Below are 23,122 nucleotides of genomic sequence, written 5' to 3'. Positions count from 1 at the left end.
CCGCCCGCCGTACGAGGACGAGTAACGCGCCGCCGGTCACGACTCCGGCTCCGCCCGCCAGATCGCGCGTTCGTAACCGGCAACCACCAACAGCAATGCCACGATCAGGCCCAACGCGGCCAGGGCGGGCAGGTGCCTTCCTGCCGGCAACAGGAGCAGGGCCGCGCCGACCGCGCCGAGTTGTGCCCGGGGTGCCGACCGGACGGCGACCCGGAGGAACAGGGGTCGGCCGGCAAGGTAGAGGGCCGCACCACCGTATAGGGCGATCAGCGACGGCCAGTCCAACGGTTCACCGGCGAACCGGCCGGACCGGTCCTCCGCCAGGTGCGCGACGACCTGTTCGATCCCGAGCGCCAGGTAGATGATTCCCGCGATCATCAGCAGGTAGGTCAGGCCGTACCCGTCGGCGGCGATCCGGTCGCGCTGCGGCGGTGGCGCGCCGGCCAGGACACGGGCCGCGGCCGGCCCGACGTTCTCGAAGTACAACCGCCACAGGCAGACCGTCGCGAGCAGGGCCAGCAGGGCGGCTGCCAGCACCGGCGGGTGGGTGACCGCCGTCCCGGCCCCGGTACCGACGGAGATCAGCGACTCGCCGAGTGCGATGATCAACGCCAGGTTGTGCCGCTCGCTGAAGTGACCGGGGTTCCGTAGCTGCCAGCCCCCGACGGCGGCGAGCGTGAGCCGTTGACCACCGATGTCGACCAGCAACGACGCCGCCCAGAGCAGGGTCTGCGCGGTCCCGCCGTACAGCGCGCCGAGGACGAGCGGGATCCAGGCGAGGACGATCGGGATCGCGAGCACCCGCAGCCGTCGGCCCCGACCCGAGCGAACTGAGTACCGGGACGGATACGCGGCATAGGGATCGCTGATTGCCTGGTGTCATGTTGTCTGATGTCATGGCGCGACGCGTCCGCGCTCCTCGGCCGGCGGTCGGCCGGGTTCACCGGGGGACGACAGGGACGGCCGGCCCCGCCGGCCTGCTGGCCTGTCTTCTCGTGCTGTCATCCGCAGGATGTGGCTCTCCGGGCCCCGACCGTGCTCGGGACGATGTGATGGCGGAGGCCGAGCAGGCTGCCCACGAGACCGAGCCGTGGGCGACCGACTCGCACAACCTGGGCGGCTGGGCGAGTAACCAGGCGGTGCTCGATCACCTGGTCTTCCTGACCCAGGGGGAGCGGCTCACGTCCGTGGTGCACAACCCCGACGAGCGCGGGGTGGGCCGGTTGGCCACGCTAGAGGTCCTGTTGGTGCAATCGGCGTCGAGTCTGTGGATGGGCGGAGACGAGAAGGACTACAACGTCTGCGTACGCTTCGAGGTCCGCCGGGCGAGCAGTGGGCCGCGCGAGATCACTCCGGAGACGATCGACTGCCCGCCCGGGGTTCCGGCCGCCCCGACACCGAGGTGACACGCTGTGCTCTCGACTCCGGCCCGGAAGCCCTCCAGATCGGAACACCCGTCACCGGAGCGGTGGGAGCCCGACGAACGCCCGCCAGGCGGCCGGCGCGAAACGCAACACCGGCCCCGACCGGTCCTTGCTGTCCCGTACCGCAACCACGCCAGCCAGATTGTCCGCCACCTCGACACAGTTGCCGGTCTGGCCACTTCGACTACTCGTCCGCCAGCACGCACCGCTCAGGTCGCCCATGTCTCCGCCGCCTCCGAAATCAGCTCGATCGGCTGCTGGTGCGGCAGCGCCTCGGACCGAATGGCCTCCCACGCCTTCAGGATCCAGGCCAGAACCGGACCGCCGACCACCACCTGACCCGGCGCCTGGTGGTCCAGATAGGCGACGTCCTCGTTGTCAGGCAGGGTGGCGATGATGAAGGCACCGCCGAGCCCAGGGTACGCACCAACCAATTCCGGCACGACCTGCATCCGGACGTGTGGCAACTCCTTGGCGATCTCGACCAGGTGCAGCAACTGCTCCCGCATCACCTCAGGGCCGCCGACCGCCCGCCGCAGTACCCCAGCGTCCAGCACGACAGTGAACTGCGGCGGGTTCTCCCCCCGCAACACCGACTGTCGTTGCAGCCGAGCTTTCACCCGGCGCTCCACCTCGCCAGGTGTCAGCAGGCCACCGCTTTCGAAAATCGCCCGGGCATACGCCTCGGTCTGGAGCAAACCGGGGATCGTGGTGTTCTCGAACGTCCGTAGCGCCTCGGCCTGCTCCTCGTAGAACAACCACTCCTTGGCCCATACCGGTGACTCGTCGGCCTTGACGAGGTCCTCGTAGATGCTCATCAGCAGGCCGCCGGTGTTCAGTACCTCATCGGCGACCTTGAGGAACTTGGGGGTCGGGTGGGCGTTGGCCGGTCTCGACCGAGCTGACGTGTGAGCCGGAGAAGTGCATCAGCTCCCCAGCGCCTCCTGGCTGAGTCCGGCCGCGACTCTGCGGCGGCGCAACTCGCGGATCAGGAACTCGGACGGTGACATGGTCATCTGCCGCTACTCCCCTGCTCGTAATGGACTCGTGCCATCGACCGCCTCCACGGCCTCAGTCGATCACTCTCCGCGATCAGCCGAATGCCGGATCAGAGCGTAGTCGTGTCCACTGCGGACTGTCACCGCCAAAAATGCTCCGGGTTGCCCATCCTCTGCCCACACATCCGCTGCTTTCGCTCACGGTTGCCGCGGTGGTGACGGCGGTGTCCCGGGACGAGGGGCACTATTTTCCAGCCTGGGCTGCTCAAGCGGGTCGTCCACCGCGACGAGACCGGCAACCTGGTCCGGCTCGCCGGGATCATGGGCGTGGTACGCGAGGGCGGCGAGATCCGCCCCGGCGACGAGATCACCGTCGAGCTGCCGCCCGAGCCGCACCCCCCTCGACCGGGTCTGACCTGGCACACCCTCGACCGGGTCTGACCTGGCACACCCGCGCCGAAGCCGGTCTCAGACCAGCAGGCCGCCGGTCGCGCGGATGTTCTGCCCGGTAATCCACTGCGCGTCCGGTCCGGCGAGGTACGCGACGACGGCGGCGATGTCCTCCGGTTGCCCGAGCCGGCCCAGCGCGGTGAGCGTCGCGGTCCGGGTCAGCGCTTCGGCCGGGTTCGACGCCCGGAGCATGTCGGTGTCGGTGGCTCCGGGCGAGACGGTGTTGACGGTGATGCCCCGGGGGCCGAGTTCCCGGGCGGCCACCGCCGTGAACTGTTCGAGCGCCGCCTTGCTGGCGCAGTAGAGGGCGAGTCCGGGCGCCGCCAGCACGGTGTTCAGGGTGGAGATGTTGACGATCCGGCCGCCGTCCCGCAGCACCGTGGCCGCCTCGCGCATCGCCAGCAGCGGAAACCTCGCGTTGACCGTCATCACCCGGTCGAACTCCTCGGCGGTGATCTCGGCGATCGGCGTCGACGAGACGATCGCGGCGTTGTTGACCAGGATGTCCAGGCCGTCCCGGACCGGCGCGAACATCGGCCCGAGGCTGGTCGGGTCGGCCTGGTCGGCGCGGACGGCAACCACGTCGCCGTACCGGGAGACGAGGTCGTCGGCCGCCGCCTTGTCGCTGCGGTAGGTGAAGACCACCCGGGCACCGGCCTCGGCGAGCCGTCGCACGATCGCCCGGCCGATGCCCCGGGAACCGCCGGTGACCAGTGCCGTCCTGCCAGCCAATGTCATGGGTCCGGACGCTATCCGGAGCCAGGTGCGTGGTCTTGAAGAAATGCGCACAGCTCGGTCGGGGTGAGGCCGGAGAGGGCACGCACCTCGCGGGTGAAGTGCGGCTGGTCGGCGTACCCGGTGTCGGCCGCCGTCCCCGCCAGGTCCGCACCCTCGACGAGGAGCCCGATCGCGTGTTGGAACCGGGCGGTCCGGGCCACGGCCGCCGGTGACAGGCCGATCTGGCGGCGGAAGCCGAGTTCGAGATAACGGCGGCTGACTCCGAGCCGGTCGGCCAGCGCGCCGATCCGGAGCCGCTCGGGGCTGTGCGCGAGCCGCCACCAGGCTGCGGTGACCAGCCCGCCCGCCGGCCCGGACGGTGCACCGGCCAGCCAGCCGGTGAGCACCTGGTCGAGGAGTGCGAACCGGCTCGGCCAGTCCGGTGCCGCGCCCAGCCGCTCGGCCAACCCGGCGGCGCGCCGGCCGACCAGCTCCGACAGCGGTACCGTGGCCTCGGCCAGCTCCGGCATCGGTACGCCGAGCAGCGCCGACACCCCGGCCGGCGTCATCCCGACGCTCACCCCGTACGCCCAGTCGGTCTGCCCGGCCACCGTCGCCGTGCGGCGCGCCCCGGTGACCAGGGCGTACGGGTCCGCGAAGTCGACCAGCAGGATGACGTAGCTCAACGGCAGCAGCCGGTGTGGGATCCGGCCCCGCGCTCCGGCCCGGAATCCCGCATAGCCCAGCACATGGTGCCGCAGCCGGGGGTGCGGGAGCCGGACGATCGTCTCGCACGCCACGGCCTGTGGTTGCGCCGGTATCGAATGGATCTGCGTCAGCCGGGCCATCAGCCACCATCATGGCCGGCCGGGCACACCACCTGCTACGGGCCGGTCGACGCCGCTCGACGTCCCCGCCCCGCCCGCTGGCGTCTCCGCGCCGGCCGTTGACCTGCCCGCCCCGCCCGCTGACCTCCCCGCCCCGCCGGTTCCCGCCGCCGTCGGAAGGTCGACGACCCGATCCGCCCAGCGGCTCATCAGCGCCGGGTCGTGCGTGACGAGCAGGACCCCGGCCCGGTGCGTCCGCTGGTAGTCGGTGATCACGGCGGCGACGTGCGCCTGGGTGGAGGCGTCGAGCATGGCGGTGGCCTCGTCGCAGAGCAGGTAGTCGGGGCGGTGGGTGAGGGCGCGGGCGAGGCAGGCGCGCTGGAGCTGCCCGTCGCTGACCGCGTGCGGGCGCCGGCCGAGCAGGTCGGGGGTGAGTCCGACGAGGTCGGCGAGTTCGGCGACCCGCCGGCGGATCTCGTCCTCGGGATGCCGGGTGGCCCGGAGCGGTTCGGCGATCAGGTCGGTCAGGCTCAGCCGTGGGTCGGCGGCGGCGCGGGGGCTCTGGAAGAGCACGGCGATCCGGGTACGCACGGCGACCGGCACGGCATACCGGGTGCCGGTGACCGGCGTGCCGTCGACCGTCACCCGTCCGTGATCCGGCCGGTGCAGCAGGGCGAGTACCCGGACCAGGGTGGACTTGCCACCGCCGGACGGCCCGCGCAGCCCGACCGTCTCACCTCGGTCGATCCACAGGCCGACCCGGTCGAGCACCACCTGCCGCCCGTAGCTCGCAGTGACCTCGTGCGCGGCGAGTTGCGCGGGTACGGGTACGGGTGCGGTGGTCACGACGGAACTCCGGCGGAGAGCGGGTGGTGGCAGGCGACCGCCCCGGCGTCGTACGCCGTCAACCCGGGTTGCCGCTGGCAGGCGTCGGTGGCGTACGGGCAGCGGGCGGCGAAGGCGCAGCCGTCCGGCAGGGCGGTGAGCATCGGCGGATGCCCGGGTACGGCCCGGAAGGCGCGACCCGGCAGCGCGTCGAGCAGGGCGGCACCGTACGGGTGGGCGGGGGCCGCGAAGAACCGCCCGGCGGGCAGGTGTTCGACGATCCGGCTGGCGTACATCACCGCGACGGTGTCGGCAACCCGCTCGGCGGCGGCCAGGTCGTGGGTGATCAGCACGACGGATTGTCCGCTGTCGCACCTGCGGCGCAGCAGGTCGAGGGTGTGGTCGACCAGGGGCCGGTCCAGCCCGCTGGTGGGTTCGTCGGCGATCAGCAGGGTCGGGTCCGGGGCGAGGGCCAGCGCGGTGACCAGGCGTTGCGCCATGCCGCCGGAGAGTTCGTGCGGATAGCGGTCCAGGTCGGCGACGTCGAGGCCGACCTCGGCGGCGACGCGTTCGGCCGCGCCGACGGCTTCGGCCCGGGTGTGCCGGTGGGCCCGGAGCGTCTCCTCGATCAGCCGCCGGCCGGTACGCACCGGGTTGAGCGCGGTGGCCGGGCTCTGCGGCACCAGACCGGCCAGCCGGCCCCGGACCCGTCCGGCGAGTACCCGTTCGCCGCAGCCGACCAGGTCGATCGGGCCGCTCGGGCCGCCGCCGGGCTGGTGCAGCCGAGCCTGGCCGGTGACGGTGGCGTTCCGGGGCAGCAGACCGAGCAGAGCGTGGGCCAGCACGGACTTGCCGCAGCCGGACTCGCCGACGACGGCCAGCAGTTCGCCGGGGTGGACCCGGAGGGTGAGGTCGGTGACGGCGTGCACGGTCGCGTCCCGGAGCCGGAACCGGACGGTGAGCCCCTCGACGTCGAGCACCGGCCCCGCACCGTCGGACCGCCCCGCACCGTCGGACCGCCCCGCACCGTCGAACCGCCCCGCACCATCGGACCGCCCCGTACCGTCGGACCCCCGCGCGTCCGGAGACTGCGCGGCATCGGCGGACCGTGTGGTGTCGGCGGGCGGCCTGGTCTGCGCGGCGGTGATGCTCCGACCGGTCTTCATAGCTGCAACTCCGCTCGGACGCGGGGATCGAGCCGGTCCCGCCAACGGGCGGCGAGTACGGCGATGGCCAGGGTGACCACGACGATGACCGCCCCGGGGGCGAGGCTGGCCCACCAGGCACCGGCCAGCAGCGACCCCTGTCCGTCGTTGATCATGTTGCCGAGCGAGGCGAGGTGCGGCGGCAGGCCGAGCCCGAGAAAGGAGAGCGCGGTCTCGTGCCAGACGGCGTGCGGAATCATCAGCGTGATGGCCAGGGCCAGCCGGGGCAGCACGTGCGGCAGCAGGTGTCGGGTCAGCACCCGGCCCCGGCTCGCACCCCCGGTGATCGCCGCGTCCACGAACGGCCGGGTACGCAGGCTCAGCAGCTCGGACCGGACGATCCGGGCGGTGGAGAGCCAGTGGGTGAGCCCGATCGAGGCGATCACCGCGCCGAGGCTGGGCCGGAGCATCGCGACGATGAAGATGCCGAGCAGCAGGTGTGGCAGGGCCGCGACGGTGTCCACGATCCGCATCAGTACCCGGTCGACGCGGCCACCGACGGTGCCGGCGATCCCACCGACGATCCCGCCGATCACGGTGGCGACCAGCGCGGCGACCGCGCCGACCAGCAGCGAGACCCGCAGCCCGTAGAGGGCACGGTGCGCGACGTCGCGGCCGAGGTCGTCGGTGCCGGCCGGATGGGTCCAGGACGGGGCCAACCGGGTCCGGTCCAGGGCGACGGCGCTCTGGTCGAGCGGCCAGAGCAGGGGTGCGAGCAGGCAGGCGGCGATCGCCAGCACCAGCACCGTGCCGGCCACGGCCGCACCGGTCTGGCCCGGACGCAGCCGGAGCCGGGGCCGCCGACCGGCGAGCCCGACACGGGTACGGGTCAGCTCAGCCATCGAGGCGTACCCGGGGATCGGCGGCGGCGTAGCCGAGGTCGGCGGCGAGGTTCGCGGCCAGCACCACGGTGGTGGTCAGCAGGGTGATCGCGGCCAGCAGCGGGAAGTCGCTGCCCAGCGCGGCCTGCACGGTGACCGCGCCGAGTCCGGGCAGCGAGAAGACGGTCTCGACCAGTACCGCACCGCCGACGAGTTCCGGCAGGTGCGTGCCGACCAGGGTGAGGAACGGCAGCAACGCGGTGCGCAGCGCGTGCCCGAACAGCACCGTCCGGCCGGGCAGTCCCCGGGCCCGGGCGGCGAGCACATGGTCGTCGCGGAGGCTCTCGGCGACCGCGTCCCGGACGAAGAGCACGAACCACGGGGCCTGGGAGACCGCGAGGACTCCGATCGGCAGCACGAGGTGGTGGGCGACGTCGGTCCACGAGGTTCCGGTCGCGGTCACGTCGGTCAGGCCGCCGGCCGGCAACCAGCCCAGGGCGAGGGCGAAGAGGGCGATCGCGGCCAGGCCGAGCCAGAACACCGGCATCGACCCGACGGCGTACGCGGCCGCCCGCAGGCCGCGGTCGAAGAGCCCACCGCGCCGGTACGCGGCCAGCGAACCGAGCAGCAGGCTCGCCACGAGTACGACGCCGAGCGCGGCACCGACCAGCAGCAGCGTCCAGCCGGCCCGGGCCGCGATGACCGAGCCGACCGCCTCGTGTCGACTCGTCGACCACCCCAGGTCGCCGCGGAGCAGGTTGCCGACCCAGCGCAGGTACTGCACCGGCAGCGGGTCGTCGACGCCCCAGTTGGCCCGGAGCTGCGCCAGGTTCTCCTCGGTGGTGGTGAACGCCGCCGCCCCGGCGTACTGCTTGGCGGGGTCGACCGGGGAGGCCGCGCCGAGCGCGAACATGCCGATGCTGGTGGCGACGAGCACCGGTACGGCGACGAGCAGCCGGCGCCGGACCACGGCACCCGCCCCGGCGAGCCGGCGCCGGGTCGGTGGCCGGGTCACCGCCGGGTCCAGGTGTTGATGTTCCACCAGAGGCTGTTCGCCACGTCGTGCTCATGCGCCTCGACCCGGGGCGTCACGCCGTCGATCGTGTCCCGCAGCACGTAGGTGTGCTTGAGATAGCTGAGGTACACCCACGGAACGTCCGCGGCGAGCTGCTTCTGGAACGTCGAGTACGCCGCCTTGCGCCGGGCCGGGTCGGACTGGTCCCGGCCCTGCTGCAACGCCTGGTCCACCACACTGGACTTGTAATGTCCCGGGTTGAAGTAGCCCTGCCCGGCGAACCGGGACCCGAACAGCTTGTAGGAGACGAAGTCCGGGTCGTACGGCGTGCCGTAGCCCATGATCAGGGCGTCCGAGTTGAGCCGCGGGTCGATCGCGTCCCAGGTCAGCCCCTCGGGGGTGATCTCGATACCGACCTTCTTGGCGTCGGCGGTCACCGCCAGCGCCAGTTCCTTGCGCAGGCTGTCGCTGGCCGGGTACATCAGGGTGAACCGGGCCGGGCGGCCGTCCCGGGCCCGGATGTCGCCCGCGCCGGGCGTCCAGCCGGCCGCGTCGAGCAGCGCGGTGGCGGCGCCCGGATCGGCGGTCGGCTTGCCGGTAACGGCCGGTTCGGCATATTCCGAGGTGGGCGGGACGGGGCCGTAGGCCGGTTCACCGGCGCCGCCGAGTACCCCGGCCACCATCGCGGCCCGGTCGACGGCGAGGTTGAGGGCGCGGCGGATCGCCGGGTCGGCGGTGACCGGGTTGCCCATCGGCAGCATCACGCCCCGGTAGTCGGCCGTCGGCACCCGCTCGACCCGGTAGCCGGCGCTGCCGTCGAAACCGGCGGCGAGCTTCGGGGCCAGTTCGGCGACGTCGAACTCACCGGCCCGCATCCGCTGGGCCCGGATGTTGTCGTCGGCGACGAACGCCACCACCAGCCGCCGGTTCGTCGGCCGGCCGCCGAAGTACCGGTCGTTGGCGGTGAGCACCAGCCGGTCGCCGGGGGTCCAGGACTCCACCTGGTACGGGCCGGTGCCGACCGGCTTCCGGTTGAACTCGGCCTTGTTGACGTCCTGCCCGCTCAGCGCCCTGGCCGGCACGACGCCGAGGGTGAGTCGTTGCAGGAACGGCGCGTACGCGTGCCGGAGCCGGAACACCACCGTGGCCGGGTCCGGCGCCTCGACCGACTCCAGCATCTCCAGGTCGGACCGGAGCGTCGAGTCGACCTTCGGGTCCAGCACGGTCCGGTAGGTGAAGGCCACGTCGGCGGCGGTGAGCGCCGCACCGTCGTGGAACACCACCCCGTCGCGCAGCTTGGCCGTCACCGTCCGGCCGTCCGCCGAGACCGTCGGCAGTTCCGCCGCCAGGCCCGGCACCAGCCGGTTCTGCGCGTCCCGGGCGACCAGCCCGTCGAAGATCAGCGACGCCCCGTCGACACCGTAGTTGAGCACCGGGTTCAACGTGTCCGGCTCACCGGCGGTGGCGACCACGAAGGTGTCACCGGCGGCAGGCGCCCCGGGCGTCGTCGATGACGAGCAGGACGCGAGGGCGAGCACGCCACCGGCGGCGGCCACCGCCACCAGTCGTCGGACGGTCGGACGGATCCGGATCACGGAGGTCTCCCACGGAGGTCGGACATGGAGGCACCCCGCCGACCGGGCGCGGTGGTCGACACCGGCGCCGGACGGCCTGGGACCGGGCGCCGACGACCTGACGGAGCCGGCTGGCTCGGGCAGTGCCAGGTCAGCAACACCCTTGGCTGATCACGGTGGCAGAGTTGCAAAACTTTGGCAACAACGCAGAGGTGGCTTTAAGCCTGTGATCTTGTTCGCGTAACCGGCCGGTCGACTGCCGGTCCGGTTGGCCCGGCATCGGCGGGTGACCCGAACGCCTCCGACACTATTGCCATACTGTGGCAGTAGCAAAATGCTGGCGAGACTGGAGAGGACCGATCCGGATGGCTGTCTACACGCTTCCTGACATGCCCTACGACTACGGCGCGCTCGAACCCGCCATGTCCGGCGAGATCCTGGAGCTGCACCACAGCAAGCACCACGCCGCGTACGTCAAGGGCAGCAACGACGCCCTCGACCGACTCGCCGAGGCGCGGGAGAAGGGCGACTACGAGACCCTGGTCGGGTTGGAGAAGACCTTCGCGTTCAACCTCTCCGGCCACGTACTCCACACGATCTTCTGGAACAACCTCTCCCCCGACGGCGGCGACCGCCCCGACGGCGACCTCGCCGCCGCCATCGACGAACACTTCGGATCGTTCGACGCCTTCGGCAAGCAGCTCTCCGCCGCCACCAAGAGCGTGCAGGGCTCCGGCTGGGGCGTGCTGGCCTGGGAACCGCTGAGCCGCCGGCTGATCGTCGAGCAGGTCTACGACCACCACGGCAACGTCGGCCAGGGCTCCACCCCGATCCTCGTCTTCGACGCCTGGGAACACGCCTACTACCTGCAATACCGCAACGTCCGCCCGGACTACGTCGACCGGCTCTGGGATCTGGTCAACTGGACCGACGTCACCGCCCGGTTCGACGCCGCCCGAGCCAGCCGACCCAAGATCTGATCCCGGTGGACCCCACCCCGGTCCCCACCGCCGCCGAAGCCGTGCAACGGGCCGCCGGTGTCGTCGCCGCCCGACACCGCGGCGACCTCGACGGCGCCGAGGCCCTGCTGGCCGCCTTCCCCACCGAACAGGCCAGAACTCTCGGCTTCTATCTCCTGGCCGACCTCGCCCTCGGGCTGCTGCGTGCCCAGAGTGGACAGTCGATGGACGAGCTGATCCGGGAACTTTCCCTGCACCTGGCCACCGCCGCCGGCCGACCACCCGGCGGTGGCGAGCGACGGTAGCGCCGGCACACCTCCCCGCCCGGCGGGACGGACCGCGGTCCGTCCCGCCGGGCGGATCCCGGCACGCGTACGGCACCCGGCAACCTGTACGGCTCGGCGCTGCCCGGGTTCGACAACTCGCAGGAGTTCAACATGTGGATGGACCCGCCCTCGGCGCAGCGTTCGAGGAGCGCTTCCTCGACTCGCTCAACGGTCGCCGCTGACCCGATTCGGCGGCCGGATCGCCGTTAGCGACGTACTCGCCGTGAGCAACGTAACGGACGCTCGGAGTCGACACGGAGTTGGCGACGAACCCTGGCCGGCGGCTACGAGCCGCGGCTGATGTCGAGTAGGTGGTGCTCCCCCTCGTGCACGGTGTGCCGGCCCAACCACAACAGCGTCCGGACCTGCCGCTTCGGCCACGGATAGCCGCCGGTCCTGGCCAGCTCCGGCGGGCCGAGCCTGCCGAACGCCGTCGCCAGTTCTCCGGCGGCCGTGGCAAGTTCACCGAGCACCACGGCCGGGTCCTGCTGGTTGTACGCGTCCGCGACCGCCCGCTCGTCGCGTCCCATCGGCGTGAACTCCGGTTCGTCGACGGCCAGCGCCAGGGCGAGCCGCTGGCGCTGTACCCGGAAGACGTCCCGCACGTGGCAGGCGTACTCCAGCGGCGACCAGACCCGCTCCGCCGGCCGCCGTCGCGGATCCCGTGCCGCGCGCAGCCCGGCGGAATACCTCGGCCCGAACCCGCGCAGCCGGTCGGGCAGTGCCTCGGCCGGCACCGAGGCATAGTCGAACCCGCACTCGTCGCAATGCTCCACGACCGCCAACGGTACGACTGTCGCCGCGACCCGCCCCACTCGGACCGGTCCGGCCGGTCACAGGGCGCTGACGTGTGCCGCCAACAGCCGCCAGCCGGATCCCTCGGTGTGGATCCAGGTCCGGGTGTACCGGACCCGGGCGGTGAACGGCGTGCCGGCGAGCACCCCCGTGAGGGTGCCCAGAAACCAGGTAACGCCGGTGTCCCCGCTGACCAGGACGGTCAACTCCTCCTCCTTGGCCTCGGTCAACACCTGCTCCCCGGTGCGGTGCAGCCGCAGATCGTCCCCCTTGTCGTAGAGCCGGCCGCCCGGCCCGGTGAAGACGAGCCGCTCGTCGAGCAGCCGGTCCAGCTCGGCGACGTCCGAGCTGAGCTGGGCGGCCTGTAGCCGCCGCTCGGCCGCACGGAGCGCCTCGATCCGGGAGTCGTCGGACATCCGGCCCACCTCCAGTTCGCACCGCCCGCCGCACGGGCTCCGACCCAGCGTCGACCAGGTGTCGCGGTGGGGCAACGGTTTGCGCTACCAGCGGATCAATCCGCGACGCCAGGAACGCGGACCGGCCCTGCGGTTGCCGGCGGCTCAGCGGAACGAGGGCTCCCAGACCGCGCCGTCGTGCGCGAAGAGCACCCGGGCCGGGTCGCGCTCCAACAGCCGGGGCAGCCACTCCGGCACCGGTGGCAGCGGTTCCGCCACCCCGTCCCGGGCCGCCCGCAGGGCGAGCTGGGCCGCACCGAACTGGAAGGCGAAGTCGTGGGCCTGCCCGGCCAGGATCACCGTGCCGTCCGGTTGGCGTACCACCAGCGACTGGTGCCCGACGGTGTGTCCGGGGGTGGGCACCACCCACACTCCCGGCCAGATCTCGGCCTCGCCGTCCAGTTCCTCGTAGCGGGCGGCCGGGAAGTCGACCAGTTCGGGGATGGTGTGACCGGGCTGGCGGGCCACGGCCAGTTCGGCCCGCTGCACCACGACCGGGCGGCCGGCCAGCGCCGGGTTGCCACCACAGTGGTCGAAGTGCAGGTGGCAGTTGACCACCAGCGAGATCTCGCCGGGCTCGACCCCGGCGGCGGCCAGCGCGTCGAGTACCGGCCGGCGGACCGGGCGGTAGTGCGCCTCGGTCTCCGGATCGACCTCGCCGATCCCGGTGTCGAACAGCAGCAGCCCCTCCGCACGCCGGACCAGGTAGCCGTACGCCGGCTCGACCCGGGGATGCGACTCACCCGCCTCCGCGGCCGGCCGGACGAAGTAGCCGAGGTCGAGTCGGCGTACCGCCGTGTCGGGCTGGTTCACCGGTCCATCGTCGCCGCCGCCGGCAGCCCGGCAAAGACCGGTTCACCATCGGCGTAACGGTGCCACGGCGACGGCCAGCCGTACGCCCACTTGACCGGTTGAGTTCCGATCCAGTTACCTGCTTGAATGTCTCGGGAGCACCGGGCCGGGCACGTCTCACCTCTCGCACCGTGACAGGAGACAACCATGCTCCGCAGGCCCCTGCTCAGCACCGTACTGGCCGCGCTCGTCGTCGCGCTCGGCACGGTCGTCATCGCCAGACCCGCGTTGCCGGCGGAGGCGCCGGCACCCGTGCGCATCATGCCGCTCGGTGACTCGATCACCGGTTCCCCGGGCTGCTGGCGCTCCATCCTCTGGAACCGCTTGCAGGACACCGGCTACACCGATATCGACTTCGTCGGCACGCTCGGCCCGCAGGGCTGCGGAGAGCCGTACGACGGGGAGAACGAGGGGCACGGCGGCGCCCTGGTGACCACCGTGGCCGACCAGAACCAGTTGCCGCCCTGGCTGGCCGCCACCCGCCCGGACGTCGTACTGATGCACTTCGGCACCAACGACGTCTGGAGCAACCGGGCCACCGCGACCATCCTCGCCGCGTACGGGAAACTGGTGGACCAGATGCGGGCCAGCAACCCGGGCATGAAGATCCTGGTCGCGAAGATCATCCCGATGGCGCCGAGCACCTGCGCCGAGTGTGGCCAGCGGGTGGTGGCGCTCAACGACGCGATTCCGGGCTGGGCGGCTTCGAAGACCACCGCCGGATCGCCGATCGTGGTGGTCGACCAGTGGAGCGGCTTCAGCACGGGCACCGACACCTACGACGGTGTGCACCCCAACGCCGCCGGCGACCAGAAGATGTCCGACCGGTGGTACCCGGCGCTGACGGCCGCGCTGGACGGCGTCACGCCCACCCCGCCGCCGACCCGGACCCCCACGCCACCGCCGACCCGGACGCCGACCCCGCCGCCCACCACCACTCCGCCGCCGGCCGGCGGCTGCGCGGCGACCTACCGGAGCATCGGGCAGTGGCAGGGCGGCTTCCAGGGTGAGGTGACGGTACGCAACGACGGCACCGCACCGAGCCGGTCCTGGACGGTCGAGCTGGCGTTCGGTTCCGGCCAGCAGGTCAGCCAGGCCTGGAATGCCACCGTTTCGCAGAGCGGCAGCACCGTGACCGCCCGGAACGTCGGCTGGAACGGCGCGCTGACCCCCGCCGGTACGGCCACGTTCGGCTTCGTGGGCAGTTGGACCGGCAGCAATCCGGCCCCGGCGGTGAGCTGCACCTTCGGCTGACCGACCGGCCGGTGCCGCCTGGCAGAAGCCCGGTGCCGAGGACGTCCCCGTGCCCAGGAACCGGCCCCGCGTGCCCCCGTCGTGGCGGTCGGTCCCCTGGACACGGGGACCCACCCGGCCGCGCCGGGACGCCTCCCCGGCCCGGCGCGCGGTGCGGCTCAGCCCGCGGCGACCTTGTAGCCGGCGACCGACGGCCAGCGGACGGTGAGCACCACCGCCGGTTCCGGGGCCAGCCAGGAGTGGTCGACACCCGGTCCCCAGACGACGTAGTCACCCGGCCTGGTCAGCACGACGGTGCGGTCCCGCAGCTCGACGTGGAACCGGCCGGAGACCAGCACCAGCAGGGCGGTACGCCGTTCCCCGGTCACCCACTCGGCCCGGGTGTCACCGGCCGGATGAACGCCCCACTTGACCTCCACGTCGGCGCTGTGCCGTACGTCCGCACCGGGCATGAAGTGGCCGAGCAGCCAGCCCCCGTTCTCCGCGCCGTCGGCGCCCGCCTGGCCCACGTAGATGCCGTCCCGCACCCGGCCCTCCCCTCCACAGGTCGGGCAAGTTATCACGGGAACGGCCCGGTCCCCACCGCTGGGGACCGGGCCGTCCGTGCCGGATACGGCTGTGGCTACCAGTTGCTGCCCAGGAAGCTGGGCTGGCTCTGCACGTTCAGCTCCTTGAACCTGGTCAGGTGCGCCGTCCAGATCCGCCAGTCCCGCAGCTCCAGTACGTCCAGACCCTTCTGGATGTCGTTGGAGTAGATGTGGCCGTTGTACCAGTACGCCGACCACGATCCGCCGATGATCCGGCGGTCCGTCGAGAGCGGGCCGCGCTCCCAGTAGGCGATCTCGACCGGGCGGGCCGAGTCGGTGAAGTCGAACACCGAGACACCGCCCTGGTACCACGCCTGGACCATGATGTCCCGACCCAGCACCGGAATCAGCGAGCCGTTGTGCGCGACGCAGTTCTCCAGGGTGGTGTTCAGCCGCGGGATCTTGTAGTAGCTCTTGAAGACCAGGTTGCGGCCGTCACCCCGACCGGTGATGTCGTAGATGGCGTTGGCGCCCCGGGTCGGCGCGACGGTCTCGACGCAGGTCGCCCCGGAGCCGCCACCGAGTTCGTCGGTGAAGACCACCTTGGTGCCGGAGTTGTTGAACGTCGCCGAGTGCCAGAACGAGAAGTTCACGGTGTCCCGGACCCGGTTGATCACCCGAGGCGCCTCCCGGTTGGCGATGTTCAGCAGGATGCCGTCACCCATGCAGGCGCCGGCGGCCAGGTCCTTGCTCGGGTAGACGGTGATGTCGTGGCAGCCGCTCGTGGTCGAACTGCCGTTGCTACCCGGGTTGCCACCGTCCGGGAACAGGTTCGGCACCGCCACCACGGCGGCCTGGGTCGGCTTCTTCACCGGCACCTTGACGATCGAGATCGAGTCGTGCGGGGTCGCGCAGCCGGCGTAGGTGTCCGACGGTCCGTACGAGGCGACGTAGAGGTAGACCGACTTCTTGTCCTTGCTCGGCACCAGGGTGTGGGTGTGCGAGCCGCAGGCGGTCTTCACCGCCTTGATGTAGCGCGGGTTGCGCTTGTCCTTGATGTCGAAGATCTTGATGCCCTCCCAGACCGTCTCGCTGCGCGGCACGCTCGTGCTGGCGCACGAGTCGTCGCTGCGCGGGTCGTCGGTGGAGAGGAACAGCAGGTCACCGTAGACGGAGATGTCGTTCTGCGAGCCCGAGCACTGGACCTGCGACACGATGGACGGCCGGGCCGGGTTCTTGACGTCGTAGATGACGAAGCCCTCGTAGTTGCCGGCGAAGACGTACCGGCCCTGGAAGGCGAGGTCCGAGTCGAGGGCGCCCTCGGTGGCGAAGGTGCCCTGCTTCGGGACGTTGGCTATCTGGCGGAGGTTCGGACTGCTGGAGATCTCGTCTACGCCGGGCGGGCTGGCAACGTCCGTTGTGGTCTGGCCCGTTGCGGCCACTGGCTGGGCGTTGCTTGCCGGGGCAACGGCAACGGTCACCACCAGGAAGGAGAGGGCGGCGAGCCCGACGATCCGTAGTCGCCGCGGCCCTTGTGGGGAGAGTTTGAACATCTGGCGGCACCCTTCGAAAGGGGTTGACGATTGTGCAGACCTTACCTGGAGTCAGAGTACGTCGATGTGATCCCCATCACATTATTAATGATCAAGGAACTTCCCCTGATCATGCGCCGACCAGGCGCGGTCCACAAGGCATAAACCGGGCCCACCGGCCCGGGACAGGCCCGGAGCAGGCAGCTCTAGAGTGGACGGATACCGAAGGGGTGGACGAGTAGATTTCATGTTCGTCCACCCGAATGGTCGACCTCGCCCGCACCGCGGGCCTGGCCCACCGGGTCACCGGGGCAGCCGGTATACAGGGGCAATGCGCAACACCACCCTGGCCGGACAGATGCGGACGGCGGCCACCGCACTGCTGGACGCGCTGCCGGGGCCGGCCCGGGCGCTGGCCGCCCGCCCGTTCGACGACGAGGCCGGCCGCCGCTGGATCGAGTACCGGCCACTGCCCCGGCCGGGTGCCTGCCTCGCCGACCTCGACCGGACCGGCCGCAAGGCGACGCACCGGCTGCTGGCCACCGCGCTGAGCCCGCACGCGTACGCCCAGGCGGCCACCGTGATGGCCCTGGAGGAGGTACTCGACCGGCGGGAGGACTGGCGGCGGGGCCGGCACAGCGACGACTACCGGATCGTGGTATTCGGCGACCCGGCCCGGGACGACGACTGGTCCTGGCGGTTCGAGGGACACCACCTGTCGGTGACGATGACCGTCGCCGGCGACCGGGTCTCCCCCGCGCCGCTCTTCCTCGGCGCCAACCCGGCGACGGTGAGCTACGGCGGCCGCCCGGTCAGCCGGCCGCTCGGGCCCGAGGAGGATCTCGCCCGCGCCCTGCTCGACGCGGTCGGCCCGGACGGGCGCGGCGCGGCGGTGGTCGCCGATGAGGCACCCGCCGACATCCGCAGCGGCACCCGGGCGCGGTTCGACGGCCGGATCGAGCCGGTCGGGCTCCGGGCCGGCGGGCTCGGACCGACCGGCCGGGCGCTGCTCGACCAGCTCGTCGCGCTCTATCTCGACCGGCTCCCGCCCGAACTGGCCGGTCAGGAGGCGGCCCGGGTCCGCCGGGGTGACCTCTACTTCGCCTGGGAGGGCCCGACCAGGCCGGGCGGGCGGCACTACTACCGCGTCCAGGGCGAGGACCTGCTGATCGAGTACGACAACACCAGCGAGGACGGCAACCACGCGCACACCGTGCTGCGCCGCCCGCGCGGCGACTTCGGTGCCGACCTGCTCGCCGAACACCGGGCCAGCGGCCACCCCTGAGACGGCGAGGCCGAGCCGGGCGGCCGTCGCCCGGCCCTCGGGTCAGCCGCCGCGGCGCCGGCCGAACCCGCCGGCCACCGAACTCGCCGGTGGGCCGAACCCGTCGAAGCTGGTCGGTTCACCGCGCCCCTGGTCGAACTGCCGGACCAGGCTGCCGCCGAGTCGTACCCCGACCGCGCCGAGCAGCAGGCCGAGCAGCTCGACCGCGACCAGCCCACCGCTCGCCCCGTGCTCCGGCTCACCCGACCTGATCAGGCAGGCGAAGACGAAGAGCACCGCGACGGCGGCGTTCACCAGGTTGAAGATGATCGCGGTACGCCGGGTCGGATCGCCCGGCACGTCCCACAGGTCGACCATGCCGGCCGCGGTCGCGAGCCCGCCCGCGACCAGCGCCGCGACCGCGGTCCAGTAGCCGACCAGCCCCAGGATCGCCGGGCCGCCGAGCACGTCGGCCAGGTCGAAGACCGTGGCGGAGACGAACAGCCCGAACGGAAAGGTCACCAGCATGGGCTGGATCGGATGTCCGTGCACCCGCAGGCGGCTCTGCATGGTGACGCCTCCCCGGCTCGCTCTCGACCAGCCCCAGCGTGCTACCCCCGGGCCACCCGGCCGAAACGGACCGCAATCGCGCGGTCCACGCCGGACGGTCAGCTATCGCGGCGCCGGGCCACCGAGGTGACCAGCCGCTCGGCCACGTCCCGTAGTGGGATGGCCAGCGCCGCCGAGGCGGACCGCAACACCCGTAGCGCCTCCGTGGCCGGACAGCCACGTTGAGTCATGATAACCCCGACCGCCTGGTCGATGACCTGCCCTGCGGTGAGCATGTCGTCGGCGTCGCCGGCCGCCCCGGTCTGCCGTGACCGGTCCCGCACCGCGCCGAGCAGCAGTCCGGCGTGTTCGGCCAGCAGCATCGCGGTGAGCTGCTGGCTGGCTGTCAGCACTCCGGGCTCGCGGGCGTACAGGTTGATCGAGCCGACCACGTGCTCGTCGACGTCCACCGGTACGGCGAGCACCCCGCGTACGCCGAGGGCCAGCGCGCGGCCGGTCCACGGCCGCCACCGGGTTTCGGTGCGCAGGTCCCCGGACCAGACCAGTTCCCGGGAGCGGATCGCCACCATCGCCGGCCCGTCCTGGCCGTGCCGGACGTCGTCGAGATCGCCGAGTCGAGGCTCCGAGGCCGCGACCGAGGGGGGCGCCCCGGCCCGCAGCACGGTGACCCCGCACCAGGTCACTGCCGGGATGGCGTCCCGGACGGTACGTACCAGCCGGTCCAGCGCGGCGTCGAAGTCGTCGCTCGCGATCAGTCCGGCAGTCACCTCGCGGAGCAGGGCGGCGGTCTCCAGCACGCCCGGGGCTTCGGTCGACGGCTCCGTCGTCGTCCTCAGCTTCAGCACCGGTCCGAAACCCCCGCCACCACCGCGGCTGCCGCGGTACGTCCGGTTCGCGCCGTCGCCTGTCTCATGGTCGCCTCTCCCCCGCCGTTCCCGATCCCGTGCCGGTACGGACCTGCGCTACTACCCGAGCGCCGGGTGGACAAACCACCCGTTCCAGGAAGAGAACGATCCCGCCCGTCCCGGGGTTGCCGTCAGGCTTCCGACGATCAACCCCGGGATCGCGGTGCGTTCCGGGTCAGCGCGAGCCGGAGCTGAGCCGGCGGCCGACGGCGGCGATCAGGCGGTCGAGTTCCGAGCCGAACGGGTTGTCGTGCACCAGGTAGGTCCAGGTGGCGCTGGGCCGCGCCAGCTCTCCCTCGCCCGGCTCCCAGTCGTCGTCGAACTCGTTCTCCTCGAAGGTCTCCACCGTACGGGTCTCGATCTCCGGTACCAGCGCGTTGAACGCCGGCACCGCCGACCGGTGGAACTCGTCGAGCGGGTCGAGCCGGCCCAGCGCCCGCAGGTGCACGCCCTCGCGTACCTCGGAGAGCTCGGCCAGGTGCAGGGCCCAGAGCCGGTCGAGGTGGTAGAGCGCGATCGACCGGCCGACCTTGGAGAGGAGTTCCTCGTCCATCTCCTTGGCCCGGTCCGGGAAGCGCTCGGTCAGCATCTCCGCCGCCACCTCGGTGGTGAGCAGCCGCTCCCGGCGCTCGGCCAGCGCCTTGCGCTGCTGCTCGATCACCACGCTGTAGCGCCAGGTGTTGCGGTGGATCTCGTGGTTGACGCCCTCGGCGATCCGCTGGGCGTGCTCGACGGCGAAGTCGACCTGCTCGTCGGTGACCAGACCGTCGGCGTTCATCCGGGGCGACGGCGGGATCGCGTCCGGGGCGTGCCGGATGACCAGGTTGTCCTCCAGGCTGACGAAGAAGACGGAGCGACCGGGGTCGCCCTGCCGGCCGGCCCGGCCCCGGAGCTGGTCGTCGACCCGCCGGCTGTCGTGCCGGCCGCTGCCGATCACGAAGAGGCCGCCGAGTTCGGCGACCCGGTCCCGGTCGGCCTGGTCGCTGCCGCCGAGCCGGATGTCGACACCCCGGCCGGCCATCTGGGTGGAGACGGTCACCGCACCGTACTTGCCGGCCTCGGCGATGATCGCCGCCTCCTCAGCGTCGTTCTTGGCGTTGAGCACCGTGCACGGCACCCCGGCCTCGCGCAGCGCCTCGGCGAGCCGCTCCGACTCCTGGACGTCCAGGGTGCCGATCAGCACCGGACGCCCGGTCTCGTGCTGCTCCTGGATCTCCTGGATCAGCGCCTCTTCCTTCTCACCCCGGGTGGCGTAGATCCGGTCCGGGTCGTCCACCCGGACGCAGGGGGTGTTCGGCGGGATCACCGCGACCTCGAGTGAGAAGAACTCCCGCAACTGGTCGCCGACCAGCACCGCCGTGGCGGTCATCCCGCAGACGGTCTTGTAGAGCGCGACGAACGCCTGCACGGTGATGGTGCCCAGCACCTCACCCTCGGCGGTGGCGTCGAGCCCCTCCTTCGCCTCGACGGCCGCCTGGAGCCCGTCCGGCCAGCGGCGGCGCTGGGCGACCCGGCCGCGCATCTCGTCGATCAGCTCGACCCCGTCGTTGCGGACGATGTAGTCGACGTCCCGGTGCAGCAGGGCATGCGCGTGCAGGGCGACGTTGACCGCGGAGAGCTGTTCGACGTGCTCGGCGTCGTAGAGGTCCACACCGCCGAGCCGGGACTCGACCTCGGCCAGCCCGGCGTCGGTGAAGGCGACGCTGCGGCCGTCGTCGGCCACCGTGTAGTGCCGGCCGGCGCGCAGCCCACGGACCACCGCCGCTGCCTGGTGCACCGGGTCCTGCTCGCCCGGCACCGCACCGGCCAGCACCATCGGCACCCGGGCCTCGTCGATCAGGATGGAGTCGGCCTCGTCCACGATCGCGGTGGTCAGCGGCGGCTGCACCCGGTCGTCGATGTCGGTGACGAGCTGGTCGCGGAGGAAGTCGAAACCGGCCTCGCTGACCGAGACGTAGGTGACGTCGCAGGCGTACGCCGCCTGGCGCTCTTCGCGGGTGGACGCCTCGGTCACCCAGCCGACGCTCAGCCCGAGCAGCCGGTAGACCGGCTCCATCCACTCGGCGTCCCGGCGGGCCAGGTAGTCGTTGACGGTGAGCACGTGCACCGGCCCGTTGCCCCGCCGGACGTGCCCGTACGCGGCGATCGTCGCGGTCAGCGTCTTGCCCTCACCGGTGGCCATCTCGGCGACCTTGCCGGCGAGCAGCGACATGGCGCCGAGTAGCTGGACGTCGTACGGCCGCTGGTCGAGCCCGCGCCGGGCGGCCTCGCGGCCCACCGCGCAGATCTCGACGAAGTCCTCGGCCTTGCCGGCCGCCTCGGTCAGCTCGGCGTCGTCCAGCTCGGTGAGTTCCTCCTCGCGCGCCTCGATCGTGGGCAGCAGCTTCTCCAGCGGCGCCAGATCAACTGTGGTGCCCGGACGCTGGAGGAAACGCCGGACCCTGGTCTTCAACCGTTGCGACACACCCATGACGGGCAACGGTACGCGAACTCTCCGGCAAAGTGCGGCCCGCCCGGCCGCGTGCCGGGTCCGCTCTCGGCCGGGCCGGTGGCCGGATGTCCGTACCGCCCGAGTGTGCCCGGATGGGCGGAATGCGAGCGGCGCCCCGGCGCCCTCCCCGGAGTGGTCCCGGGCGGGTCGTCTACAGCCGGCACGCACTGCACCAGCTCGTCGGGACGGTTGATCCGGGACCGGCGGGGAAGGCTGTAGGGCTGCACCGGGCCCGGCCGGGCACCGGTCGAGGCAGTGGGGGAGGTCGTCCCATGCGGCGCTCGCGTACACCCGTGTCACCGGCGCTGGAGGCGTGGTCCACCCACCGTACCGGGGTGGCCGACCAGTGGACGCCGCGACAGCTCGCGTACCTGAAGGGGGACCGCACGGTCAGTGTGGTGATCCCGGCCCGGGACGAGGAGGCCACCGTCGGCGCGATCGTGGCGGCGATCCGGGCCTGCCTGGTCGAGCAGGTCGAGCTGGTCGACGAGGTCGTGGTGGTCGACTCCCGGTCCAGCGACCGGACCGCGGTGGTGGCGGCGGCGGCCGGGGCCCGGGTGGTCGGCCAGGACGAGATGACCCGGGGGCTGCCCCGGCTGGACGGCAAGGGGGACGCGCTCTGGGCCGGGCTGGCCGCGTCCACGGGGGACCTGGTCGCCTTCGTCGACGCCGACCTGCGGGAGTTCCAGCCCCACTTCGTCACCGGACTGCTCGGCCCGCTGCTGACCGACCCGTCCGTCGCGTTCGTCAAGGGCTTCTACCACCGCCCGCTGGTCGGCACCAGCGGAGTGGAGGCGGAGGGCGGCGGCCGGGTGACCGAGCTGGTGGCCCGCCCGCTGTTCAACCTCTTCTGGCCGGAACTGGCCGGCTTCGTCCAGCCGCTGGCCGGGGAGTACGCCGGCCGGCGCGACGTACTCGAACGGGTGCCCTTCGTCTCCGGTTACGGGGTCGAGACGGCGATGCTGATCGACCTGCTGGAGATGTGCGGCCTGGACGCGCTCGCCCAGGTCGACCTCGGCGAACGCCTGCACCGGCACCAGGACACCGAGGCGCTCGGCCGGATGTCCGGGCAGATCATGCACACCGTGTGGCAGCGGCTGTGCCGGCGGGGCCTGGTCGAGGAGACCGCGCCGCCGGGGAACCTGCTGGTGCAGTTCCGCCGGGACGGCAGCAGCGCACTGCCCAACCTGGACCGGGAGATCGTGGTCAGCGACGTCTCGGTCCGGGAGCGCCCGCCGCTGGCGGAACTCCGGCCGTCGTCGTCCCGGAGGGCGGCGGTATGACCGGGCACCGGGGTCCGGTCGGGCAGCGCCGCGTGACGGGGCAGGCCGGGCCG

24 protein-coding genes are annotated in these 23,122 nt (G+C 72.1%); 6 read left to right on the top strand and 18 right to left on the bottom strand.

Features of this window, described 5'->3' with window-relative positions:
- Window positions 1-36: 36 nt before the first annotated feature.
- On the bottom strand, window positions 37-807 hold the full coding sequence (locus ACQEVC_RS30120; RefSeq protein ID WP_432891764.1) for a low temperature requirement protein A: 771 nt from the start codon (window positions 805-807) through the stop codon (window positions 37-39).
- Window positions 808-1,052: 245 nt separating this feature from the next.
- Between ACQEVC_RS30120 and ACQEVC_RS30115 the strand changes: the two genes are divergently transcribed.
- Entirely contained in the window at window positions 1,053-1,406 is a 354-nt protein-coding gene (locus tag ACQEVC_RS30115) for a hypothetical protein (protein WP_432884181.1), read from the top strand.
- 51 nt (window positions 1,407-1,457) lie between these two features.
- Here the strand turns inward: ACQEVC_RS30115 and ACQEVC_RS30110 are convergent, their stop codons facing one another.
- From ACQEVC_RS30110 to ACQEVC_RS30070, 9 genes are all read right to left on the bottom strand, one after another.
- Entirely contained in the window at window positions 1,458-1,646 is a 189-nt protein-coding gene (locus ACQEVC_RS30110) for a DUF397 domain-containing protein (RefSeq protein ID WP_432884178.1), read from the bottom strand.
- The gene (locus ACQEVC_RS30105; protein ID WP_432884175.1) at window positions 1,634-2,242 is read right to left on the bottom strand and encodes a DUF5753 domain-containing protein; all 609 of its coding nucleotides are present in this window, start codon (window positions 2,240-2,242) and stop codon (window positions 1,634-1,636) included. Before ACQEVC_RS30105 ends, ACQEVC_RS30110 begins: the two co-directional genes overlap by 13 nt.
- A 648-nt stretch (window positions 2,243-2,890) precedes the next feature.
- The gene (locus tag ACQEVC_RS30100; RefSeq protein WP_432884173.1) at window positions 2,891-3,610 is read right to left on the bottom strand and encodes an SDR family oxidoreductase; all 720 of its coding nucleotides are present in this window, start codon (window positions 3,608-3,610) and stop codon (window positions 2,891-2,893) included.
- Window positions 3,611-3,621: 11 nt separating this feature from the next.
- Window positions 3,622-4,437 carry a helix-turn-helix domain-containing protein gene (locus tag ACQEVC_RS30095; RefSeq protein WP_432884171.1) on the bottom strand — a complete coding sequence of 272 codons (816 nt, stop codon included), beginning with the start codon at window positions 4,435-4,437 and terminating at the stop codon, window positions 3,622-3,624.
- A 9-nt stretch (window positions 4,438-4,446) separates the two neighbouring features.
- Window positions 4,447-5,262, bottom strand: coding sequence for an ABC transporter ATP-binding protein (locus ACQEVC_RS30090; protein WP_432884168.1), 816 nt, complete (start codon window positions 5,260-5,262; stop codon window positions 4,447-4,449).
- A complete protein-coding gene (locus ACQEVC_RS30085; protein WP_432884164.1) occupies window positions 5,259-6,407 on the bottom strand; it encodes an ABC transporter ATP-binding protein in 1,149 nt (382 codons plus the stop codon). The genes ACQEVC_RS30090 and ACQEVC_RS30085 overlap by 4 nt, the downstream gene beginning before the upstream one ends.
- The gene (locus ACQEVC_RS30080; protein ID WP_432884161.1) at window positions 6,404-7,288 is read right to left on the bottom strand and encodes an ABC transporter permease; all 885 of its coding nucleotides are present in this window, start codon (window positions 7,286-7,288) and stop codon (window positions 6,404-6,406) included. Before ACQEVC_RS30080 ends, ACQEVC_RS30085 begins: the two co-directional genes overlap by 4 nt.
- Complete coding sequence (locus tag ACQEVC_RS30075; protein WP_432884158.1) at window positions 7,281-8,309, bottom strand: ABC transporter permease; 1,029 nt, start codon at window positions 8,307-8,309, stop codon at window positions 7,281-7,283. Before ACQEVC_RS30075 ends, ACQEVC_RS30080 begins: the two co-directional genes overlap by 8 nt.
- Entirely contained in the window at window positions 8,279-9,877 is a 1,599-nt protein-coding gene (locus tag ACQEVC_RS30070) for an ABC transporter substrate-binding protein (RefSeq protein ID WP_432884155.1), read from the bottom strand. Before ACQEVC_RS30070 ends, ACQEVC_RS30075 begins: the two co-directional genes overlap by 31 nt.
- A gap of 344 nt (window positions 9,878-10,221) precedes the next feature.
- On the opposite strand from ACQEVC_RS30070, the gene ACQEVC_RS30065 reads away from it, so the two are divergent.
- Together ACQEVC_RS30065 and ACQEVC_RS30060 are read left to right on the top strand one after the other, a co-directional pair.
- Entirely contained in the window at window positions 10,222-10,836 is a 615-nt protein-coding gene (locus tag ACQEVC_RS30065) for a superoxide dismutase (protein WP_432884152.1), read from the top strand.
- 5 nt (window positions 10,837-10,841) lie between these two features.
- Window positions 10,842-11,120: a superoxide dismutase gene (locus ACQEVC_RS30060; protein WP_432884149.1), complete on the top strand. Its 279-nt coding sequence runs from the start codon at window positions 10,842-10,844 to the stop codon at window positions 11,118-11,120.
- Between the two features lie 305 nt (window positions 11,121-11,425).
- On the opposite strand, the gene ACQEVC_RS30055 is transcribed toward ACQEVC_RS30060, so the two are convergent.
- The 3 genes from ACQEVC_RS30055 to ACQEVC_RS30045 all read right to left on the bottom strand — a co-directional run bounded on the left by ACQEVC_RS30055 (window position 11,426) and on the right by ACQEVC_RS30045 (window position 13,204).
- On the bottom strand, window positions 11,426-11,917 hold the full coding sequence (locus ACQEVC_RS30055) for a DinB family protein (protein WP_432884146.1): 492 nt from the start codon (window positions 11,915-11,917) through the stop codon (window positions 11,426-11,428).
- 57 nt (window positions 11,918-11,974) lie between these two features.
- A complete protein-coding gene (locus ACQEVC_RS30050; RefSeq protein WP_432884144.1) occupies window positions 11,975-12,352 on the bottom strand; it encodes a nuclear transport factor 2 family protein in 378 nt (125 codons plus the stop codon).
- A gap of 144 nt (window positions 12,353-12,496) precedes the next feature.
- Window positions 12,497-13,204, bottom strand: coding sequence for an N-acyl homoserine lactonase family protein (locus ACQEVC_RS30045; RefSeq protein ID WP_432884142.1), 708 nt, complete (start codon window positions 13,202-13,204; stop codon window positions 12,497-12,499).
- A gap of 186 nt (window positions 13,205-13,390) precedes the next feature.
- On the opposite strand from ACQEVC_RS30045, the gene ACQEVC_RS30040 reads away from it, so the two are divergent.
- Window positions 13,391-14,497 carry a cellulose binding domain-containing protein gene (locus ACQEVC_RS30040; protein ID WP_432884139.1) on the top strand — a complete coding sequence of 369 codons (1,107 nt, stop codon included), beginning with the start codon at window positions 13,391-13,393 and terminating at the stop codon, window positions 14,495-14,497.
- 158 nt (window positions 14,498-14,655) lie between these two features.
- On the opposite strand, the gene ACQEVC_RS30035 is transcribed toward ACQEVC_RS30040, so the two are convergent.
- The gene (locus ACQEVC_RS30035; protein WP_432884136.1) at window positions 14,656-15,024 is read right to left on the bottom strand and encodes a signal peptidase I; all 369 of its coding nucleotides are present in this window, start codon (window positions 15,022-15,024) and stop codon (window positions 14,656-14,658) included.
- Between the two features lie 95 nt (window positions 15,025-15,119).
- Complete coding sequence (locus ACQEVC_RS30030; protein ID WP_432884133.1) at window positions 15,120-16,577, bottom strand: LVIVD repeat-containing protein; 1,458 nt, start codon at window positions 16,575-16,577, stop codon at window positions 15,120-15,122.
- A gap of 310 nt (window positions 16,578-16,887) precedes the next feature.
- On the opposite strand from ACQEVC_RS30030, the gene ACQEVC_RS30025 reads away from it, so the two are divergent.
- Window positions 16,888-17,841 (top strand): DUF3500 domain-containing protein, encoded by a 954-nt coding sequence (locus tag ACQEVC_RS30025; RefSeq protein WP_432884131.1) that lies wholly within the window; start codon window positions 16,888-16,890, stop codon window positions 17,839-17,841.
- A 42-nt stretch (window positions 17,842-17,883) separates the two neighbouring features.
- Here ACQEVC_RS30025 and ACQEVC_RS30020 read toward each other — a convergent pair whose 3' ends face one another.
- The 3 genes from ACQEVC_RS30020 to secA2 form a co-directional block, all read right to left on the bottom strand.
- The gene (locus tag ACQEVC_RS30020) at window positions 17,884-18,390 is read right to left on the bottom strand and encodes a DUF2231 domain-containing protein (protein ID WP_432884129.1); all 507 of its coding nucleotides are present in this window, start codon (window positions 18,388-18,390) and stop codon (window positions 17,884-17,886) included.
- 98 nt (window positions 18,391-18,488) lie between these two features.
- Window positions 18,489-19,226, bottom strand: coding sequence for a GAF and ANTAR domain-containing protein (locus tag ACQEVC_RS30015; RefSeq protein ID WP_432891761.1), 738 nt, complete (start codon window positions 19,224-19,226; stop codon window positions 18,489-18,491).
- A 244-nt stretch (window positions 19,227-19,470) separates the two neighbouring features.
- Entirely contained in the window at window positions 19,471-21,765 is a 2,295-nt protein-coding gene (gene secA2, locus ACQEVC_RS30010) for an accessory Sec system translocase SecA2 (RefSeq protein ID WP_432884126.1), read from the bottom strand.
- Window positions 21,766-22,058: 293 nt separating this feature from the next.
- Here secA2 and ACQEVC_RS30005 point away from each other — a divergent pair, with 293 nt between their 5' ends.
- Complete coding sequence (locus tag ACQEVC_RS30005; RefSeq protein WP_432884123.1) at window positions 22,059-23,069, top strand: glucosyl-3-phosphoglycerate synthase; 1,011 nt, start codon at window positions 22,059-22,061, stop codon at window positions 23,067-23,069.
- Window positions 23,070-23,122: the final 53 nt, after the last annotated feature.

Origin of the sequence: Plantactinospora sp. CA-294935, from assembly GCF_050936445.1 — a bacterium.
Lineage (GTDB): Bacteria > Actinomycetota > Actinomycetes > Mycobacteriales > Micromonosporaceae > Plantactinospora.
The sequence above is the reverse complement of the archived record's forward strand: the minus strand, read 5'-3'. Positions and strand labels throughout refer to the sequence as shown.

Coding starts and splice junctions, on each gene's coding strand:
- ACQEVC_RS30115 (WP_432884181.1), top strand. CDS start 1,053: ATGGCGGAGGCCGAGCAGGCTGCCCACGAGACCGAGCCGTGGGCGACC.
- ACQEVC_RS30110 (WP_432884178.1), bottom strand. CDS start 1,646: ATGGGCGACCTGAGCGGTGCGTGCTGGCGGACGAGTAGTCGAAGTGGC.
- ACQEVC_RS30105 (WP_432884175.1), bottom strand. CDS start 2,242: ATGAGCATCTACGAGGACCTCGTCAAGGCCGACGAGTCACCGGTATGG.
- ACQEVC_RS30100 (WP_432884173.1), bottom strand. CDS start 3,610: ATGACATTGGCTGGCAGGACGGCACTGGTCACCGGCGGTTCCCGGGGC.
- ACQEVC_RS30095 (WP_432884171.1), bottom strand. CDS start 4,437: ATGGCCCGGCTGACGCAGATCCATTCGATACCGGCGCAACCACAGGCC.
- ACQEVC_RS30085 (WP_432884164.1), bottom strand. CDS start 6,407: ATGAAGACCGGTCGGAGCATCACCGCCGCGCAGACCAGGCCGCCCGCC.
- ACQEVC_RS30080 (WP_432884161.1), bottom strand. CDS start 7,288: ATGGCTGAGCTGACCCGTACCCGTGTCGGGCTCGCCGGTCGGCGGCCC.
- ACQEVC_RS30065 (WP_432884152.1), top strand. CDS start 10,222: ATGGCTGTCTACACGCTTCCTGACATGCCCTACGACTACGGCGCGCTC.
- ACQEVC_RS30050 (WP_432884144.1), bottom strand. CDS start 12,352: ATGTCCGACGACTCCCGGATCGAGGCGCTCCGTGCGGCCGAGCGGCGG.
- ACQEVC_RS30040 (WP_432884139.1), top strand. CDS start 13,391: ATGCTCCGCAGGCCCCTGCTCAGCACCGTACTGGCCGCGCTCGTCGTC.
- ACQEVC_RS30030 (WP_432884133.1), bottom strand. CDS start 16,577: ATGTTCAAACTCTCCCCACAAGGGCCGCGGCGACTACGGATCGTCGGG.
- ACQEVC_RS30025 (WP_432884131.1), top strand. CDS start 16,888: ATGCGCAACACCACCCTGGCCGGACAGATGCGGACGGCGGCCACCGCA.
- ACQEVC_RS30020 (WP_432884129.1), bottom strand. CDS start 18,390: ATGCAGAGCCGCCTGCGGGTGCACGGACATCCGATCCAGCCCATGCTG.
- secA2 (WP_432884126.1), bottom strand. CDS start 21,765: ATGGGTGTGTCGCAACGGTTGAAGACCAGGGTCCGGCGTTTCCTCCAG.
- ACQEVC_RS30005 (WP_432884123.1), top strand. CDS start 22,059: ATGCGGCGCTCGCGTACACCCGTGTCACCGGCGCTGGAGGCGTGGTCC.